14 protein-coding genes are annotated in these 17,543 nt (G+C 67.7%); all 14 read right to left on the reverse strand.

Annotated features, from left to right (window positions below):
* Positions 1 to 165: 165 nt before the first annotated feature.
* A complete protein-coding gene (gene ileS, locus HH308_RS19035; RefSeq protein WP_170195822.1) occupies positions 166 to 3,375 on the reverse strand; it encodes an isoleucine--tRNA ligase in 3,210 nt (1,069 codons plus the stop codon).
* A gap of 259 nt (positions 3,376 to 3,634) precedes the next feature.
* Positions 3,635 to 4,405, reverse strand: coding sequence for a hypothetical protein (locus HH308_RS19040; protein ID WP_170195823.1), 771 nt, complete (start codon positions 4,403 to 4,405; stop codon positions 3,635 to 3,637).
* 14 nt (positions 4,406 to 4,419) lie between these two features.
* On the reverse strand, positions 4,420 to 5,256 hold the full coding sequence (gene wag31, locus HH308_RS19045; protein ID WP_170195824.1) for a DivIVA-like cell division protein Wag31: 837 nt from the start codon (positions 5,254 to 5,256) through the stop codon (positions 4,420 to 4,422).
* Between the two features lie 424 nt (positions 5,257 to 5,680).
* Positions 5,681 to 5,968 carry a YggT family protein gene (locus HH308_RS19050; protein ID WP_170195825.1) on the reverse strand — a complete coding sequence of 96 codons (288 nt, stop codon included), beginning with the start codon at positions 5,966 to 5,968 and terminating at the stop codon, positions 5,681 to 5,683.
* 102 nt (positions 5,969 to 6,070) lie between these two features.
* Positions 6,071 to 6,835: a cell division protein SepF gene (locus HH308_RS19055; protein ID WP_170195826.1), complete on the reverse strand. Its 765-nt coding sequence runs from the start codon at positions 6,833 to 6,835 to the stop codon at positions 6,071 to 6,073.
* An 85-nt stretch (positions 6,836 to 6,920) separates the two neighbouring features.
* Positions 6,921 to 7,679, reverse strand: a complete 759-nt coding sequence (locus HH308_RS19060; protein WP_170195827.1) for a YggS family pyridoxal phosphate enzyme — start codon at positions 7,677 to 7,679, stop codon at positions 6,921 to 6,923.
* A gap of 3 nt (positions 7,680 to 7,682) precedes the next feature.
* The gene (pgeF, locus tag HH308_RS19065) at positions 7,683 to 8,441 is read right to left on the reverse strand and encodes a peptidoglycan editing factor PgeF (protein ID WP_170195828.1); all 759 of its coding nucleotides are present in this window, start codon (positions 8,439 to 8,441) and stop codon (positions 7,683 to 7,685) included.
* A gap of 2 nt (positions 8,442 to 8,443) precedes the next feature.
* Entirely contained in the window at positions 8,444 to 9,604 is a 1,161-nt protein-coding gene (gene ftsZ / locus HH308_RS19070; RefSeq protein ID WP_170195829.1) for a cell division protein FtsZ, read from the reverse strand.
* A 258-nt stretch (positions 9,605 to 9,862) separates the two neighbouring features.
* The gene (locus HH308_RS19075; protein WP_170195830.1) at positions 9,863 to 10,561 is read right to left on the reverse strand and encodes a cell division protein FtsQ/DivIB; all 699 of its coding nucleotides are present in this window, start codon (positions 10,559 to 10,561) and stop codon (positions 9,863 to 9,865) included.
* 10 nt (positions 10,562 to 10,571) lie between these two features.
* The gene (gene murC / locus HH308_RS19080) at positions 10,572 to 12,053 is read right to left on the reverse strand and encodes a UDP-N-acetylmuramate--L-alanine ligase (protein ID WP_170195831.1); all 1,482 of its coding nucleotides are present in this window, start codon (positions 12,051 to 12,053) and stop codon (positions 10,572 to 10,574) included.
* A 2-nt stretch (positions 12,054 to 12,055) separates the two neighbouring features.
* On the reverse strand, positions 12,056 to 13,225 hold the full coding sequence (gene murG, locus HH308_RS19085) for an undecaprenyldiphospho-muramoylpentapeptide beta-N-acetylglucosaminyltransferase (RefSeq protein WP_376767237.1): 1,170 nt from the start codon (positions 13,223 to 13,225) through the stop codon (positions 12,056 to 12,058).
* Positions 13,213 to 14,853, reverse strand: a complete 1,641-nt coding sequence (ftsW, locus tag HH308_RS19090) for a putative lipid II flippase FtsW (protein WP_170195833.1) — start codon at positions 14,851 to 14,853, stop codon at positions 13,213 to 13,215. The genes murG and ftsW overlap by 13 nt, the downstream gene beginning before the upstream one ends.
* The gene (gene murD, locus HH308_RS19095) at positions 14,850 to 16,415 is read right to left on the reverse strand and encodes a UDP-N-acetylmuramoyl-L-alanine--D-glutamate ligase (RefSeq protein WP_312870712.1); all 1,566 of its coding nucleotides are present in this window, start codon (positions 16,413 to 16,415) and stop codon (positions 14,850 to 14,852) included. The genes ftsW and murD overlap by 4 nt, the downstream gene beginning before the upstream one ends.
* A complete protein-coding gene (gene mraY / locus HH308_RS19100; protein ID WP_170195834.1) occupies positions 16,408 to 17,496 on the reverse strand; it encodes a phospho-N-acetylmuramoyl-pentapeptide-transferase in 1,089 nt (362 codons plus the stop codon). Before mraY ends, murD begins: the two co-directional genes overlap by 8 nt.
* Positions 17,497 to 17,543: the final 47 nt, after the last annotated feature.

The raw sequence follows: 17,543 nt of genomic DNA on the forward strand, positions 1-17,543 counted from the left end.
ACTCGGCTAGCGCTACTTCGACTCGGCTAGCGCCTCGCTCAGCACGGCGCTCGGACCGGCTCAACCAGCAGAGGGGCGCTTCGGCCGGTGAAACCAGGCTCAACCAACGGTAAGTCCGGCTCAACCAGCGGTGATGCCGGCTCAACAGGGCGAGGGCCGGACCCCCTACGCCTTGCGCACGTCCGCGCTCACGCCGTCGCCGAGTTCGATGGCGCCGGGCGCACCGGTCTCGACGTCGAACGTGGTGGCCAGGACCTCACCGGCGATCAGCTGGGCGTGGGTGCGCGCCCAGTCGAGGCGGTCGTCGCCGACGACGAACCGCACCACGATCCGATCCGACACCTCGAGCCCGAGGTTGCGTCGTGCGTCCTGCAACTCACGCACTCGATCCTTGGCCCAGCCTTCGGCTTCTAGTTCCGGTGTGACCGTGGTGTCGAGCACCACCAGCCCGTTGCCGCCGGGCAGTTCGGCCGTCGAGTCCGGTTCGGCGGCGACGAGTTTGCGGGTGTACTCACCGTCGATCAGGTCGATGCCGCCGGCGGTGACCACCTCGTTACCGTCGGCGTCGGTGCGCACCGACCAGTCGCCCGACTTCACCGCCTTGATGACCTTCTGGACGTCCTTGCCCAGCCGCGGACCCGCCACCCGGGCGTTGACCGCGACCTCGACACGACCGAACTCGTCGGCGTCGGAACTCAGCGTCACCGACTTCACGTTCATCTCGTCGGCGATCAGATCGACGTAGGGCTTGAGCCGGTCAGCGGTCGACGACGCGATCGTCAAGCCGGCCAACGGAAGTCGGACCCGCAGCTTGTTCGCCTTGCGCACACTCGACGTCGTCGAGCAGACCGCCTGCACTTCGTCCATCGCGACCACGAGGTCGGCGTCGGCGGGCAGGATGTCTGCGGCGGGCCAGTCGGTCAGGTGCACCGACCGCTCACCGGTGAGCCCGCGCCACATCGCCTCGGTTGCCAGCGGCAGCAGCGGCGCGGCCAGCCGTGCCGAGACCTCCAGCACGGTGAACAGCGTGTCGAAGGCATCCGGGTCGGCGTCTTGACCGCCCCAGAACCGCGCACGTGACCGTCGGACATACCAATTCGTCAACGATTCGCAGAACTGCCGGAACGACTCGCACGCGCCCGCGATGTCGTAGGCGTCGAGCGCCTCGGTCATCTCGTCGCGGGTCACCGCCAACTTCGCCAGGATGTAGCGGTCGAGCACGTTGGTCGAGTCGGTCCGCCACGTCGCCGGGCGTTCCGCGTAGAGCTGCAGGAAGCTGTAGGCATTCCACAACGGCAACAACGCCTGCCGCACGCCCTCGCGGATGCCGCGCTCGGTCACCACCAGGTTCCCGCCGCGCAGGATCGGCGAGGCCATCAGGAACCAGCGCATCGCATCCGAGCCGTCGCGGTCGAACACCTCGTTGACGTCGGGGTAGTTGCGCTTGGACTTCGACATCTTCTGACCGTCGTCGCCCAGCACAATGCCGTGGGCCGCGACGTTCTTGAACGCCGGCCGGTCGAACAGTGCCGTCGCCATCACGTGCAGGTTGTAGAACCACCCGCGAGTCTGGCCGTTGTACTCCACGATGAAGTCGCCCGGATTGTGCGCGATCTGGCCGCCACCGCCGTTGAACCAGTCGGCGTTTTCGAACGGATAGTGCACCTGGGCGAACGGCATCGACCCCGATTCGAACCAACAGTCGAGCACCTCGGGGACGCGACGCATCGTCGACCGGCCACTCGGGTCGTCGGGATTCGGGCGCGTCAGCTCGTCGATGTGCGGGCGGTGCAGGTTCGTCGGGCGCACACCGAAGTCACGTTCGAGCTCGTCGAGCGACCCGTAGACGTCGACGCGCGGGAACTCGGGGTCGTCGGAGATCCACACCGGGATCGGCGCGCCCCAGTAGCGGTTGCGACTGATGTTCCAATCCCGCGCTCCCTCCAGCCACTTTCCGAACTGGCCGTCGCGGATGTGCGCTGGCACCCAGTTGATCTGCTGGTTGAGTTCGAGCATGCGCTCCTTGATGGGGGTCACCGCGACGAACCACGACGGGACCGCCATGTAGATCAGCGGCTGACCCGACCGCCACGAGTGCGGATAGGAGTGCTCGATCGTCTCGTGCCGCAGAACCCGGCCCGCGGCCTTGAGATCTTTGATGATCACCGGGTTGGCGTCGAAGACCATCAGGCCCTCGTACGGGGGCACCTGCGCGGTGAACCTTCCGCCCGGATCGAGCGGCTGCACCACCTCGATGCCGTTGGCCGTCGCAAGGTCCATGTCCTCTTCACCGAAGGCCGGCGCGAGGTGGACGACTCCGGTGCCGCTGTCGGTGGTCACGTAGTCGCCCAGCAGGATCTGATGGGCGTTCGGGTGTCCGACGAAGAAGTCGAACGGCGGTGTGTACCGCAGGCCGGCGAGCTGCGACCCTCGGTAGGTGCCGAGCACCTCCGGCTCGGCGATCTCCCTGGCGTAGGCGCCGAGCAGCGCCTGTGCCAGCAGATACTCCTGCCCGTCGGCGGCGCGCACATGCACGTAGTCGACGTCGGGGTTGACGGCGATCGCCAAGTTCGACGGCAGCGTCCACGGGGTGGTCGTCCAGATGAGCGCGTTGACTCCGTCGAGGACGGCGAGGTCGGAGTCGGTGGGGACGACGAGCGGCATCCGGACCGTCAACGCCGGATCCTGGCGCATCTTGTATGCGTCGTCGAGTTTGGATTCCTGATTGCTCAGCGGCGTCTGCTCGTACCAGCTGTACGGCAGCACGCGATAGCCCTGATAGATCAGGCCACGGTCGTGTAGAGATTTGAACGCCCACATCACCGACTCCATGAAGTCGATGTCGAGGGTCTTGTAGTCGTTGTCGAAGTCCACCCAGCGCGCCTGGCGGGTGACATAGGTGCGCCATTCGCCGGTGTAGCGCAACACCGAATCGCGGCAGTAGTCGTTGAACTTCGCGAGACCCATCTTCTCGATCTCAGCCTTGTCGGTGATGCCCAACTGGCGCTCGGCTTCGAGTTCGGCCGGCAGACCGTGAGTGTCCCAACCGAATCGGCGCTCGACGCGCTTGCCGCGCATCGTCTGGAAACGCGGCACGAGGTCTTTGACGTAACCGGTCAGCAGGTGACCGTAGTGCGGCAGACCGTTCGCGAAGGGCGGGCCGTCGTAGAAGACGAATTCCTCTGCGTCGCTGCGGTTCTCGATCGACGCCGCAAAGGTCTGATCGGTCTCCCAATAGTCGAGGACCGTGTTCTCGACGTCGGGGAACCGGGGCGCGCCGCGTCCGGTGCCCGCAGTCATGTCAACGACGGGATAGACGTGTCCGACGGCGGCGGGCGCCGCGGCGTCGGTGGTCTGCTCAGGTGAGGTAGTCATGTTTCCTCCGTGCCGAATCACCTCTGGCACGGGGACGCCGATCCGGGAACGTTCCCGGTGGACCAGCGCGGTACCACCCCGCTTGCATCAAGCGATGCCACTCTGCGACGCCGACGCGAACGTCGAGGTCGAGTGGCTGTGACGGGCCACGCCCGCTCGGGTCTACTGGGTCGGCGCGCATGAGCGCCGACGGTTCTTCCGAGTGCTCCCCGGTGATGGCCGGATCAATGCGATGAAAAACTCCGTGTCTAGTGTGCCACTACTCCGCGGGCGGATGCCAGTCGGGATCGAGCGGATCGAACTTCGGCATTCCCGACGACCCGCCGGTCACCGGCCCGCTGCTCGCATGACGCCGTGAGCGCGTCACCGACTCGCGCGGATGCGTAGTCGACGCACCGGTGGACGGCTCCGGCGTCGACGACGACGCCGTCACCGCCGGTGACGACGAATCGGGTGAGGAGTAGCTGGGCCACTGCGCGAAGTTCGACTCGCCGTCGCCGGGCGCGGGTTGAGTCACCGTCGGTTGAGCGGGGAAATTGCCCGACGTCGCGGCGACGTAGTCGGTGAACGTGCCTTCGGTGGATGCGGCTTCGGTGGCTGCGGCTCCCGTGCCTGCGGCTCCGGCCGGATCGACGGCTCGCGTCACCGCGGTGGCGCCGCGCTGCACCGGATGCTGACCGGTTGCCCAGTCCGGTCGGTCGGCGTCGGCACCGACCGCGGATGCACCTTGCGTCGCCGGCGACCACCGATCGTCGGACGGCGCCGCGGCCCGATCAGATGCCGGCGCGGTGCGGACCGACGGCCGCACCGACGCCGACGCCTGCTCGGCGTCGCCGAAAGCCGCCGAGTCGGTCGTGTCGGTCCGCGCCTTCGCGCGTCTCCCGGACCGGATGACGTCGGCCACCAAAAGACCGACACCGATCAGGCAGACCGCGATGCAGATGATCGCGAACCACACCTGACCGGTGATCAATCCCACTACCAGCAGCGCGAACCCGATGAGGGTCGTCGCAATGGCGAGCGACAACACGAGACGAGAACCTCTTAGTTCTTGGTGAAGTTCGTGAAGCCGCCGCCGTTGTTGCCCGCGTCCGAGCCGTAGGCTTCGTTGCGGTTACCCTCCACCGGAGCCGCGCTGCCACGCTGCTGCAACTCTTCGAGCTGCGACTCCAGGTAGGTCTTCAGACGCGTCCGGTATTCCCGCTCATAGGTCTTGAGCTGTTCGATCCGACCCTCGAGCACGCCGCGCTGCTGGTTGATCGTGCCCATGATCTCGCTGTGCTTGCGTTCGGCATCGGCCTGCAGAGCTTCCGAGCGCTCCTGTGCCTGACGCAGTTGCGCCTCCGAACGGGTCTGCGCGTCGGCGAGGATGGCCTCCGAGCGCTGACGTGCATCGGCCAGCAGTGCATCGGCCTTGGTCTGCGCGTCGCCGACCATCGAGTCGGCGCGGGTGCGGGCGTCGGCGAGCAGCGTGTCGGCCTCGGTGCGGGCGTTCGACGTGACGCGGTCGGCGGTGTCCTGGGCGAGGGCCAGCACGCGCGCGGCGCGGACGTTGGCGTCGTCGCCACTCGGCGGCTGCGGAGGGCCGGCGGCGAACTGCGGCTCGGCGGGTGCAGGCGCGGCCACCGGCGCGGCCGAGAAGACCTGGGTGCGCTCTTCGGGCGCGGGTGCGGCGGCGGGAGCACCGGACCGAGCGTTGGCGAGGTCGCCCTCGAGCTCGTCTACACGTGCCTTGAGATCAGTGTTCTCTTCAATCAGACGCGCAAGTTCCGCCTCGACGAAGTCGAGGAACTGATCGACCTCATCTTCGTTGTAACCGCGCTTGCCGATCGGCGGTTTACTGAACGCGACGTTGTGCACATCAGCTGGTGTCAGCCGCATGGTCGGTTCCCCTTAATCCTTGTCTTCGAGCGTTTCTACTTGTTGGTCGTGCCACTGAACTCGCACACACGTTGACGCGAGGCCGTTGCCAACATGTGACCTTTACTCTGTCACACGTCGACTTGAGACTCACCGTCGCAGTCACTTTGAGTTCAAATCCGTAACTAGCGTCTCATCCTGTCACACCATTACCACCTGTCGCACCCGGTCGATGCGCTCTCGCAACACAATGGTCGCCAAACAATGACATTCAACGTTACGTCATTGAGACCACCGAGACCACCCGGCCGGGTGATCGATCGGTCGATCAAGCATCGGAAAATATACTCTCACCTGCGCAAACACTTCTACCTCGAGTACTAATGACATTGATGTGACTATTGCGAATCACATTAATGTCATTTGACGGAGAAAGAAGCGGGTATCAAATGCGACTACCCGTGAGTTGCATGCCCACAATAGCCACGATCATCACAATCATGAGGGAAAGATCAAGGCGAACAGGGCCCAACGGCAACGGCGGAATCAGCCTGCGGAGCAGCTTGATCGGCGGGTCGGTAACGGTGAACACCGCCTCGATGATGATCACCGCGACGCCCTTGGGGCGCCAGTCACGGGCGAAGGAGCGCACCAACTCGACCACCAGGCGGCCCAACAGGAGCAGCCAGTAGACGAGGAACGCGTAGTAGAGGATGGCCCAGAAAATCGTCACAACACCACTGTGCCCGATTGTCGGCGAACAGCGCGCGCCGGGTGCCCGCCCCACCCCCGATCCGCCGTGCGGATTCGGCTGCGGAGCACTCGGCGCGCGCGGTCAGCTGTGGTTGTAGAAGCCGGTCTCGGCGATCTTGCGACGGTCCTCGGGCGACACGTCGATATCGGCGGGCGAGAGGAGGAACACCTTGGTCGCGACCTTGTCGAACGACCCGCGCAATGCGAACGCCAGGCCCGCGGCGAAGTCGACGAGACGCTTGGCGTCGTCGTTGCTCATATCGACGAGATCCATGATCACCGGGTTGCCGTCGCGGAACCGCTCGCCGATGGTCCGCGCCTCGCTGTAGTCCGACGGACGCAACGTGGTGATCTTGTGCAGTGGCCCGTCGGCGAAGATGCGATCGAGCTCACGCTGATCGGTGCCCGCCACCGACCGCGACACCGCCGCGGCCCGCATTCCCGCGGCCGACCGCGGCAGCGGCTCGAGCCGCGACACGCCGGGACGGTCCCGCTCGGCACGCACCGGCCCGGCATACGCATAGGCGTCGCCCGCGAGCCGGCGCTCCTCGTAGCGGTCTTCGGCGTAGCGGTCTTCGGCAGCGAACCGCTCACGCTCGTCAAGGTAGCGCTCCTCGGCCAACCGATCGGCGGCCAGCCGGTCCGCGGCGAAGCGGTCGCCTGCGAATCGCTCCTCACCGTAGCGGCCGTCGCGGAACGACCCCTGGCCGTAGTACTCATCGCGGTAGGCACGCTCGCGCGACGTCGGGCGTGCCGGCACGACATTCGAGTCTTCGAGGTAGTCGTCCTCGTAGTCGCTCGGAGGCACCATGCCGAAATATGCCTTGAACTTCTGCATCGTTGTCATCTCGGGCCTCTCGTTCTGACGATCGATGTTGCGGTTGTGGTTCATGTGAAACCTGTGAATCGTGGTACTTCTGTGACCAATGTGATTACGGTATCGGCCGAAGGCCCAGGATTGCAGTTCCGACACGCACACATGTAGATCCGAATTTCACCGCCACGTCCAGATCGCCCGACATTCCCGCCGACAAGACCGTCGCATCGGGAAACCGCCGCACGAAGTCGGCATGGACACCCGCCAGCTTCGCCATCCACATCTCCCGCTCCCCGTGCAGCGGTGCGATCGCCATCAATCCACGCAGATGCAGGTCCGACGCTCCCGCGACGACATCGCCCAGAGCCGGGAGTCCGTCGATCGAAACGCCGCCCCGCGCAGCGTCGCCATCCAGGCTGACCTGCAACAACACGCCCAGCGGCGCGGTGCGCTCCCCGGCGTCGAGCGCGGCGCGGGCACCTCGCTGCAGCGCTTCGACGAGCGGCGCGCTGTCGACGGAGTGGACCGTGCGCGCCCAGCGCGCCACCGACCTGGCCTTCTTGCGTTGCACGCTGCCGATCATGTCGAAAACCGGCTGCGCCGACGCGCCGGGCCCGAGCGCCGCGCGGACCTCCGCAATTTTTCGGCTCGCCTCCGGTTCACGAGACTCACCGAACTCGCCGCACCCGAGTTCGATCAACCGCAGGACGTCGGCTGCCGGAAAGTATTTAGTCACGACCAGCAGCGTCACCTCCCCCGACGACCGGCCGGCCGCTCGCTCCGCGTCGTCGACGCGCGTCCGCGCCGCGGCGAGATTGGCCGCCAGTTCAGCGCGCCGGGCGTCGTCGACGCCTCCGACGTTGCCCGACGACACCGGTCACCGCCCGGATTCGCGCCAGATCACCGACGCCAACCGACCGGTCGGCGCCCCACGTCGGTGACTGAACAGCGTCTTGTCGGCGATCGTGTCGCGCGGATCCACCGCGACCGCGGCGATCCCCGCTTCCAGCAGTTGTCTGCGCAGGCCGGCGCGCAGGTCGAGGCCGGTGGTCCCCTTGGCGGTTCGGCTCGCGCTGCCCGGCAGATGTGCCTCGACGTCGGCCTGCATGGCAGGAGGTACCTCGTAGTTGTCGCCCGACGCCGCGGGGCCCAGGAACGCGCCGATGCGCTCGATGCGGGCACCGAGTTCCACCATGACCGCCAACGTGGCGGGAATGATGCCTACCCGCGCCCCGACGCGTCCGGCGTGTACCCCCGCGATCACGCCCGCCTCGTCGTCGGAGAGCAGCACCGGCACGCAGTCCGCGGACAGCACAGCGAGGGCGAGGTCGGGGGCGGCGGTGACCAGTGCGTCGGTCGCGGGCACCACGTCGTCGGACGGGCCCTCCACGACGGTGACGTTGCGACTGTGGATCTGCTCCATCCAGATCACGTTCGACGACGGCAGACCGAGCTGCGCGGCGAGCCGCGCACGATTGGCGGCCACCGCGGCCGGGTCGTCGCCGACGTGATCGCCGAGATTGAAACTGTCGTAGGGAGCCGCGGACACACCACCGGCACGGGTGGTGGTCACGCGCCGCACGCGTGAGCCACCCGACACCTGCTGCGCGGTGCGCGAGTCAGTCGATTCGCTCATTCCTAACGTCGCATGAAGTCCGGAACGTCGACGTCGTCGTCGTCGAGGCGGACGCTGTTCTTGCGCGGTTCGTCGCGCGCGAACGGATCCGACGCCGGGGTCGGGGGCGTCTTGTCGAACAGCGGGTCAGGATTGGCCCGGGTGGTCCCGGCCTGGCCCGGCGTGACGTTCGCGCGTCCGACGTTGGCGATCGGCGGTTCCACCTTCTTGCGTGGCGTGCCGCCGTCGAAGCCCGCGGCGATGACGGTGATGCGAACCTCATCACCGAGGTTGTCGTCGATCACCGTGCCGAAGATGATGTTGGCGTCTTCATGCGCCGCTTCCTGCACGAGCGTCGCGGCGTTGTGGATCTCGAACAGGCCCAGGTCGCTGCCGCCCGCGATCGAGATCAGCACGCCGCGCGCGCCCTCCATCGACGCTTCGAGCAGCGGTGAGTTGATGGCCGACTCGGCCGCCTTGCGCGCACGCTCTTCACCACGTGCCGATCCGATGCCCATCAGCGCGCTCCCCGCGTCGCTCATGACGCCCTTGACGTCGGCGAAGTCGACGTTGATCAGGCCCGGAGTGGTGATCAGGTCGGTGATGCCCTGCACACCGTTGAGGAGCACCTCGTCGGCGCTGCGGAAGGCGTCCATCAGCGCGACTTCGGCGTTGCCCAGCTGCAGCAGGCGATCATTCGGGATGACGATGAGGGTGTCGCACGATTCACGCAGCGCGGCGATGCCCGCTTCGGCCTGTCCCCCGCGGCGTTTGCCTTCGAAGCTGAACGGGCGGGTCACCACGCCGACGGTGAGCGCACCGAGTTTGCGGGCGATCTGCGCGACGACGGGAGCGCCGCCGGTGCCGGTGCCGCCGCCTTCGCCCGCGGTGACGAAGACCATGTCGGCACCCTTGAGGAGCTCTTCGATCTCGTCACGCGCGTCCTCGGCGGCTTTGCGGCCCACCTCGGGATCGGCTCCGGCGCCGAGGCCGCGCGTCGAGTCGCGCCCGACGTCGAGCTTGACGTCGGCGTCGGACAGCAACAGCGCCTGTGCGTCGGTGTTGATCGCGATGAACTCGACACCTTTGAGGCCCTGTTCGATCATCCGGTTGACAGCGTTGACGCCACCACCGCCGATACCGACGACTTTGATGACGGCCAGGTAGTTGTGCGGTGGCGTCATGCCTCGCCCTCCTCGTGAGAAAACCCTAAACCTAAACCATAGATATAGAGTTATGTCAAGTACTTGATGTTGCCCATGACCGTATGCATCGCGGGGACTCCAAGCCAGCTTGTGCGCGGCGTGTCGGCAAAGTTGTCCTGATTTTGCTTGCGGGACACGCGAAATCCGGCGTGACGCAACGCAAATCACCGCACCGAGCGCTATGCATGCACTCTACTTCGTATCGATTTGCAACTTGTCGCTGCTTGTGAGCCGTACCTATTTGTACGCCGGCGACTCGGGACTTGACACGTTGTAACTCGACGCCCGCTGAGTCATGACGAGTCGCAATGCCTCGGCCTTGTCCGCGGTCCGGTCGCTGTCGCCCCAGACGACGGTCTTGTTGCCGCGCAGTACGAACTGAATATCCACCGGCGACGACGCATGGACCTCGAGGAGCTGGTCGGCGACGAACGCGGGCAGGTCGGCGATCACCGGGAGCACGGCCTTCGTCGTCGGGTCCGTCGGCCCCGGGTTCGGCGTCGAGAAGCTCGGCAGTTTCGAGATCTCCGGGGGCAGCGTGATCGACTTGTCGTAGTGGCGGTAGGCCACACCGGTCTTGTCGAGCACCTGTATCTGCGTGTCGGTGACCACCCGTACCACCGGTTCCCGCTCGGTCACCGTGATCACGATCTTCGACGGATACGACCGCTGGATGCGTACCTGCGCGACGTCGGCGATCGCCGCCACCCGTCGCGCCGCCGGCGCCGTGTCGACCTGCAGCAGCGGGGCGCCCTTGGGTATCGCCGCAGCGGACAGGATCTGGTCGGTCGACACTTCGCGGGTGCCGGTGACCTCGATGCTGCGCACCGACATCAGCGGGGTGAAGTAGGCGACGGCCGCCAGTCCCCCGACGATGACGACGACTGCGAGCGCCCAGAGCAGGCCGCGTTTGGACCTGGTCGATCTCCTCGACATGACGGCGCCCTCACGCCCCCGAAGCACTCGGTGCGCTCGGGGCACTCGGTGCGCTCGGGGAGGCACCCAGCACCGCGAGGATTTCCGGGCCCTGCATGGTGATGTCTCCGGCACCCAGGGTCAGCACGATGTCGCCGGGCGCGGCCAGTCCGGCCACGACGGCGGGCAACTCGGACAGGTTCGGTGCGAAAACCGCGGGCGCGGTGACCAATTCGCTGATGCTGCGGCCACTGATGCCGGGCAGCGGCTCCTCGCGCGCGCCGTAGACGTCGGCGACCACCACCTGGTCGGCGGCCGACAGCGAAGCGGCGAAGTCGGCGGCGAATTCCTTTGTGCGCGAATACAGATGCGGCTGGAACACGGCGACCACCCGCCCCGCACCGGCCATCGACCGGGCGGCCGCGAGTACCGCCGCGACCTCCGTCGGGTGGTGCGCGTAGTCGTCGAACACCCGGATACCGCGCGCGGTGCCGCGGAACTCGAAGCGGCGGTGCACGCCGCTGAACGCCTCGATGCCTGCGATCACCCCGGCGAGTTCGCCACCGGCGCGCACGCAGCCGAGGATGGCGCCGAGCGCGTTGAGCGCCATGTGCTCACCCGGCACGGTGACGGTGAACTCGTGGGTGACCTCGTCGGCGTCGGGCAGCGCGAATCGCGCTCGCACGCGACTGCCCTTCGACGTCGGCTCCCATGAAAGCAGTTGCGCCGCAGTCCCGTTGCGGCCGTAGGTGAGAACCGTCACGTCGCGCTCGGCCAGCGTCGACGCCGTGCGCCGCGTGAGCGCAGCCGCGCCGGGATCGTCGGCGCACACCACGACGGTGCCGCCCGGTACGACGCGATCACAGAATTTGTCGAATACCTCGACATAGGCCTGCTCGCTGCCGAAGAAGTCCAGGTGGTCGGCCTCGATATTGGTCACGACGATGACGTCGGGTCGATACTGCAGCAGCGAGCCGTCGCTCTCGTCCGCCTCGGCGACGAAGATGCCGCCCGTCCCGTGATGGGCGTTGGTGCCCGATTCGTTGAGCTCGCCGCCGACCGCGAACGAGGGGTCGAGACCGCAATGCTGAAGTGCCACGACGGCCATCGACGTCGTGGAGGTCTTACCGTGGGTGCCCGCCACCAGCAGCGTGGAGTAGCCCTCCATCAGCGTCGCGAGGACTGCGGGGCGCAGCAGGATCGGGATGCCGCGTTGACGTGCGGCCACCAGTTCGGGGTTGGTCTTGGGGATCGCCGCGTGGGTGGTCACCACCACCGTCGGGCCGCCGGGCAGCTGGTCCAGCGACGCCGGGTCGTGCCCGATCGCGATCTGTGCGCCGCGCGTGCGCAGGGCGAGGATTCCGCGGCCGTCCTTGGCGTCCGACCCGGACACCTGCCCGCCACGAGCGAGCAGGATGCGCGCGAGCCCGGACATTCCCGCACCGCCGATGCCAACCATGTGGACCCGCGCCAACGATTCGGGAAGTGTTGCGGTGGTTGAGGTTTCGTCCATGATCAATCCTTCTGCGCGGCGAAGTCGGCGGCGAGACCCAACGCGATCCGCGCCACCGCGTCCGCGGCGTCGCCGTGTCCGCCGGCGACCGCCGAGCGCGACATCGCGGCGAGCCGCTCCGGATCGGCGAGCAGCGCGGGCACCTCGCGCGCGATCCATTCCGGCGTCATGTCCGCGTCGTCGACGAGCAGTGCTCCCCCGGCCTCGACGACGGGCAGCGCGTTGAGCCGCTGCTCCCCGTTGCCGTGCGGCAGCGGTACATACACCGCGGGCAATCCGGTCGCCGACACCTCGGCCACCGTCATGGCGCCCGACCGGCAGATCACCAGATCGGCCGCGGCGTACGCGAGATCCATGCGCTTGAGGTAGGCGACCGCGACATACGGCGGCGAGTCGTCGGACAGTTGCGGGTCCACGGTGTTCTTGGGGCCGTAGGCGTGCAGCACGCCGATACCCGCCGCACCGAGGGCGCCGGCCGCCCCGACGACCGCGTCGTTGAGCCTCGCCGCGCCCTGCGATCCGCCGAAGACCAGCAGCGTGGGGGCGTCGGCATCGAGCCCGAAGTAGTGACGAGCCTTGTCCCGCAACGCTTTGCGGTCGAGCTGCGCCAGCGACCCGCGCACCGGCATGCCGACCACCTGCGCACCCGGCAGCCCCGACGAGTCGACCGCGGCGAGCACTTTGTCGGCATACCGCGCGCCGACCTTGTTGGCGACGCCCGCCGATGCGTTCGCCTCGTGGATGACCACCGGGATCCGACGCCGGCGGCGCAGATGGCCACGCGCCGCGAGATACGCGGGCATCGCGACATAGCCGCCGAAACCGACCAGCACGTCGGCGTCGACGTCGGCGAGCACCTTGCGAGCGGCCAGTACGGCGCGGCTCAACCGGAACGGCACCTTGAACAGATCCGCGGTGACCTTGCGCGGCATCGGCACGGGTGGGATCAGCTCGAGCGAGTAGCCGCGCTCGGGCACGATGCGCGTCTCCAGACCGCGGGCGGTCCCCAGTGCGGTGATCCGGGCACCGGGTGCCGTCGCGGCCACGGCATCGGCGACCGCGAGTGCCGGCTCGATATGCCCGGCCGTGCCGCCACCTGCCACCACGACCGACAGATCGTCGAATGCGTGATCGTCGAGTGCGTTGTCATCCGGTCCGGTCACGGACGCCACCACCGTTCTTGTTGCGTATCCGCCGCGCGCCGCGGATCGGCGCGCCCGGATCGATTGTCCTCGCCGGCGCGACGCGCTGCCCGCCGGACTCCGGTTGTGTCTCTCACATCGGCGCGACCGCTCCGTCGAGAACCGGCCGAGCCGCGCCGGGCACCCGAGGTGAGCAAGTCATACGACGACGCTCGACCCGCCCCCGGCCGCGGACGTCCCGTCGGCTGGCGTGTTCGGGACGAGCCGGATGCGCCGCGCTGCGGTTTGTCCCGGGGATGGCGCCACCCCGCTCGCGTCGACTGCTCGTCGCGCGGCCGCTGATCGAGGCGGTCGCGGAGCCGATCGGCGCGAGTCGGGTGATAGGCGACCGGGGTGGGCAGCCGGAGCAGCCGGCTGACCCGCGCGGGGCCGCTCGCGGTGAGCGCGGCGACGGCGTCGGGCTCGTGCCGAGCCGCATTGGCCATCAGACCGAGCATCGCCAGGACCGTCAGGGTCGACGTTCCGCCCGCCGACAACAGGGGCAACTGGATGCCGGTCACCGGCAACAGCCCCACCACGTAGCCGATGTTGATGAAGGCCTGCGCCGTGATCAGTACCGTGATCGTCGCGGTCATCAGCTTGAGGAACGGATCGACCGACCGTGCGGCGATGCGCAGGCCGAGGAAGGCGAGCAGCGCGAACAGCCCGACGACCAGCAGTCCGCCGATCAGGCCGAGCTCTTCTCCGATGATCGCGAAGATGAAGTCGTTGTGGGCGTTGGGCAGGTAGTTCCACTTTGCTCGGCTCTGCCCCAGCCCCACGCCGAAGATGCCGCCGTTGGCCAGTGCATACGTCGCCTGTCGCGCCTGGTAGCCCGCGCCCTGCGGATCGTTGATCGCGCCGAAGAAGCTGCGCACACGCTCGGACCGGTAGCCCTCGGCCAGCGCGAGCACGACGGCGATCGCGACGCCGGACGCGACGAAGCCGCCGAACACCCGCAGCGGCAGGCCGGCGAACCACAGCAGGGCGCCGACGATGATCGCGACGGTGATCGTCGTGGACAAGTTGGGTTCGAGCATGATGAACAGACAGATCAGGATCGCCATCGGCAGCAGCGGCACGAGCAGTTCACGCAGTGACGCGTTCTCCCGGCGACGCGAGGCGAGCAGGTGCGCGCCCCAGACGCACAACGCCACCTTGACCAGCTCCGACGGCTGGACGGACAGTCCGCCGATGACGAACCAGCGCCGCGCACCCTGGCTCAGCGTGCCGATCCCGGGGATCAGCACCAGACCGAGCAGGAACGTCGTGATCGCGATCATCGGCATCGCGACGCGGCGGATCAGCCGGATCGGCAGTCGCATCATCACGTAGAACCCGACGAGACCGAGCAGCGCGAAGGTCACCTGGGTGGTGAACAGCCCGTACGCGGACCCCTCTTTCGAATAGCCTTCCACCGACGACGCGGAGAGCACCATGACCAGGCCGAATACGGTCAGAAAGAAGGCCATCGCGAGGATCAGGTGAAACGACGCCAGTGGTCTGCCGAGGACGGTCCGCACGGCCGCGACGATGGCGGCCGGCCAACTCATGTCGTCGGCCGCCGCTCGCTTGGTTCCCGGCGCCTGCGGCTCGTCGCGGCCTGCGCCCGCGCTCATCGGTTCGCCCGGGCCGATTCCACCACGCTGCGGGCGGCGGTGGCGAAGGCATCGCCTCGGACGCCGTACCCGGCGAACATGTCCAGCGATGCCGCGGCGGGTGCGAGCAGCACCGCCGAGACCGGCTCGCTCGCGGCACCCGCATCCGACGCCGCGGCCAGCCGCCACGCCTGCTCGACGGCGGCGGTCATCACCGCCTGCGACGACGACGGATCGCGGACTGGATCGACCGGCTGATTTGGCGCCTCGACCGCGGGCTGCGCCAGAACTGTCCCTTCGACGACACTCACCCGCCCATCGTCCCCTGTGAATACTGTGACTGTTGGGACTTCTGGGGCGTGTCGCGCAATCGTGTCGACGATTACTCGCCGATCCCGGCCGATCGCGACCACCCCGGCGAGCCGATGTGCGTGCGCGGTCACCAGTTCGTCGACCGAGGCACCCTTGAGTAGGCCGCCTGCAATCAGGACGACACGATCATGGCCGGCCAACGCCGCCATCGCCGCGTGCGGATTCGTTGCCTTCGAGTCGTCGACGAATTTCACCGCCACCCCGCCGAGGTCGGCGGTGGCCACCACTTCCCCGCGATGTGCGGCAGGCGCGTAAGCGCGCAGTCCCTGTGCGACCTGCGCGGGCGTGACCCCGACGGCGCGGGCCAGCGCCGCGGCGGCCAGGGCGTCGGCGATCCCCGACGGTCCGGCCGGACGCACCGCACCCGCATCGATCAGTTCGACCTCGACGTCACCGAAGGCGGCGTCGACGAGCATCCCGCCGCGCACGCCGAGTTGTCCCGGCGCCGGCTCGTTCAGCGTGAAGCCGACCCGCCTGCTGTCCGGGCCGATCGGCAGGGTGGCGGCGACGGCGTCGTCGTCGCCGACGACGGCGACCCTCGCCTGCAGCGCGAGCGCCTTGTCAGCGGCGTACGCCGCAAACGATCCGTGCCAGTCGAGATGATCTTCGGCGACATTGAGGACTACCGCCGCATCGGCGTGGACCGAAGGCGCCCAATGCAATTGGAAGCTGGACAGCTCCACGCACAGCACGTCGACCCGGGCTCCGGCAGGTTCGCCGACCATCGCGTCGAGCACCGTCAGTCCGTAGTTGCCGCAGGCCGCTGCAGCGGCACCCGACGCCGACATGATCGCCTCGACCATTCCGGTGGTCGTCGTCTTACCGTTTGTCCCGGTCACCACCAGCCAGGTACGCGGCGCGCCGAGCAGTCCGGCGCGATCGAGTTGCCACGCCAGCTCCACTTCGCCCCACACCGCGACCGCGGCGGCCGCCGCGGTCACGGGCAGCGGGTGCGTCGGCGCGAACCCCGGCGACACGACCAGCAGCTCCACGTCGTCGAACCCGGCGTCGAGCGCGGTTTCGATGGACGACCCCGGCACCTGCACGCCGGCGAGGGTGACCGTGGCCGGCGTGGAGTAGCGGTCGTCGACGAGCCGTACACGTGTGCCGATGCCGGCGAGATAGGTCGCCGCCGAGATGCCCGCGGCGCCGGCACCGGCGACCAGCACCGTCGAGTCCGACAGGGCGGCCACCAATTGCGCGTTATCCACTGGCCGCGATGAATTCGCCGTAGAACAGGGACAGTCCCAGCGCACACGCGATGGCGGTGAGCAGCCAGAATCGGATGATCACCGTCGTCTCCGCCCAGCCGCCCAGCTCGAAGTGGTGATGGAACGGCGCCATCCGGAAGACGCGTCGCCCGGTCGTGCGGAAGAAGGCGATCTGAATGACCACCGACACGATCTCCGCGACGAACAGTGCGCCGAGCACGACGGCCAGCAGTTCGGTCCGCGTCGTGATCGACAGTCCCGCCAGCAGACCACCCAGTGCCAGCGAGCCGGTGTCGCCCATGAAGATCTTGGCCGGTGCGGCGTTCCACCAGAGGAATCCGAGGCAGGCGCCGCCGCCGGCGACCGCCAGCAGGGCGAGGTCGAGCGGGTCGCGGACGTGGTAACAGCCCGGATTGCCGACGGCGGCCGATCCGCCGACGCAGGCGTTGTCGTACTGCCACAGCGCCACCAGCACGTAGGTGCCCAGGACCATCGCCATCGACCCGGCGGCGAGACCGTCGAGGCCGTCGGTGAAGTTCACCGCATTCGACCAGGCGGCGACGACCAGCCAACAGAAGACGACGAACACGATCGAGCCCATCGAGATGGCGAGAATGTCGCGCACGTAGGACAGGTTGGTGCTCGCGGGCGCATCCCCGGCGTCGTTGCGGAACTGAATCACCAAGACGCCGAACAGGATTGCCGCGATGAACTGCCCGACCGACTTGGCGGTCTTGTTCAGTCCGAGATTGCGATGTTTGCGGATCTTGATGAAGTCGTCGAGAAAGCCGACGATCCCCAGTGCGACGGCGAGACCGAGGACCAACATGCCCGACGCGCGTGGGCCGGTGCCGTGCACGATGAAACCGACGAGATGCGCGCCGAAGTATCCGGCCACCAACGCGGTGATGATGGCCACGCCACCCATCGACGGGGTGCCGCGTTTAGTCTGGTGACTCTGCGGGCCCTCGACGCGGATCTCCTGGCCGAAGCCCTGCCGCGAAAACACCTTGATCAGAATCGGGGTCAACAGAATCGCGACCGTCAGCGAGATCGCGCCCGCAATCAGGATCTGCCACACAAGTAGGTCCCTTACCGTTTGTTGGTTCCGATGTCGTCTTGTTGGTT

The sequence above is a fragment of the Gordonia asplenii genome (assembly GCF_012933505.1).
In the GTDB taxonomy this organism is placed as follows: domain Bacteria; phylum Actinomycetota; class Actinomycetes; order Mycobacteriales; family Mycobacteriaceae; genus Gordonia; species Gordonia asplenii.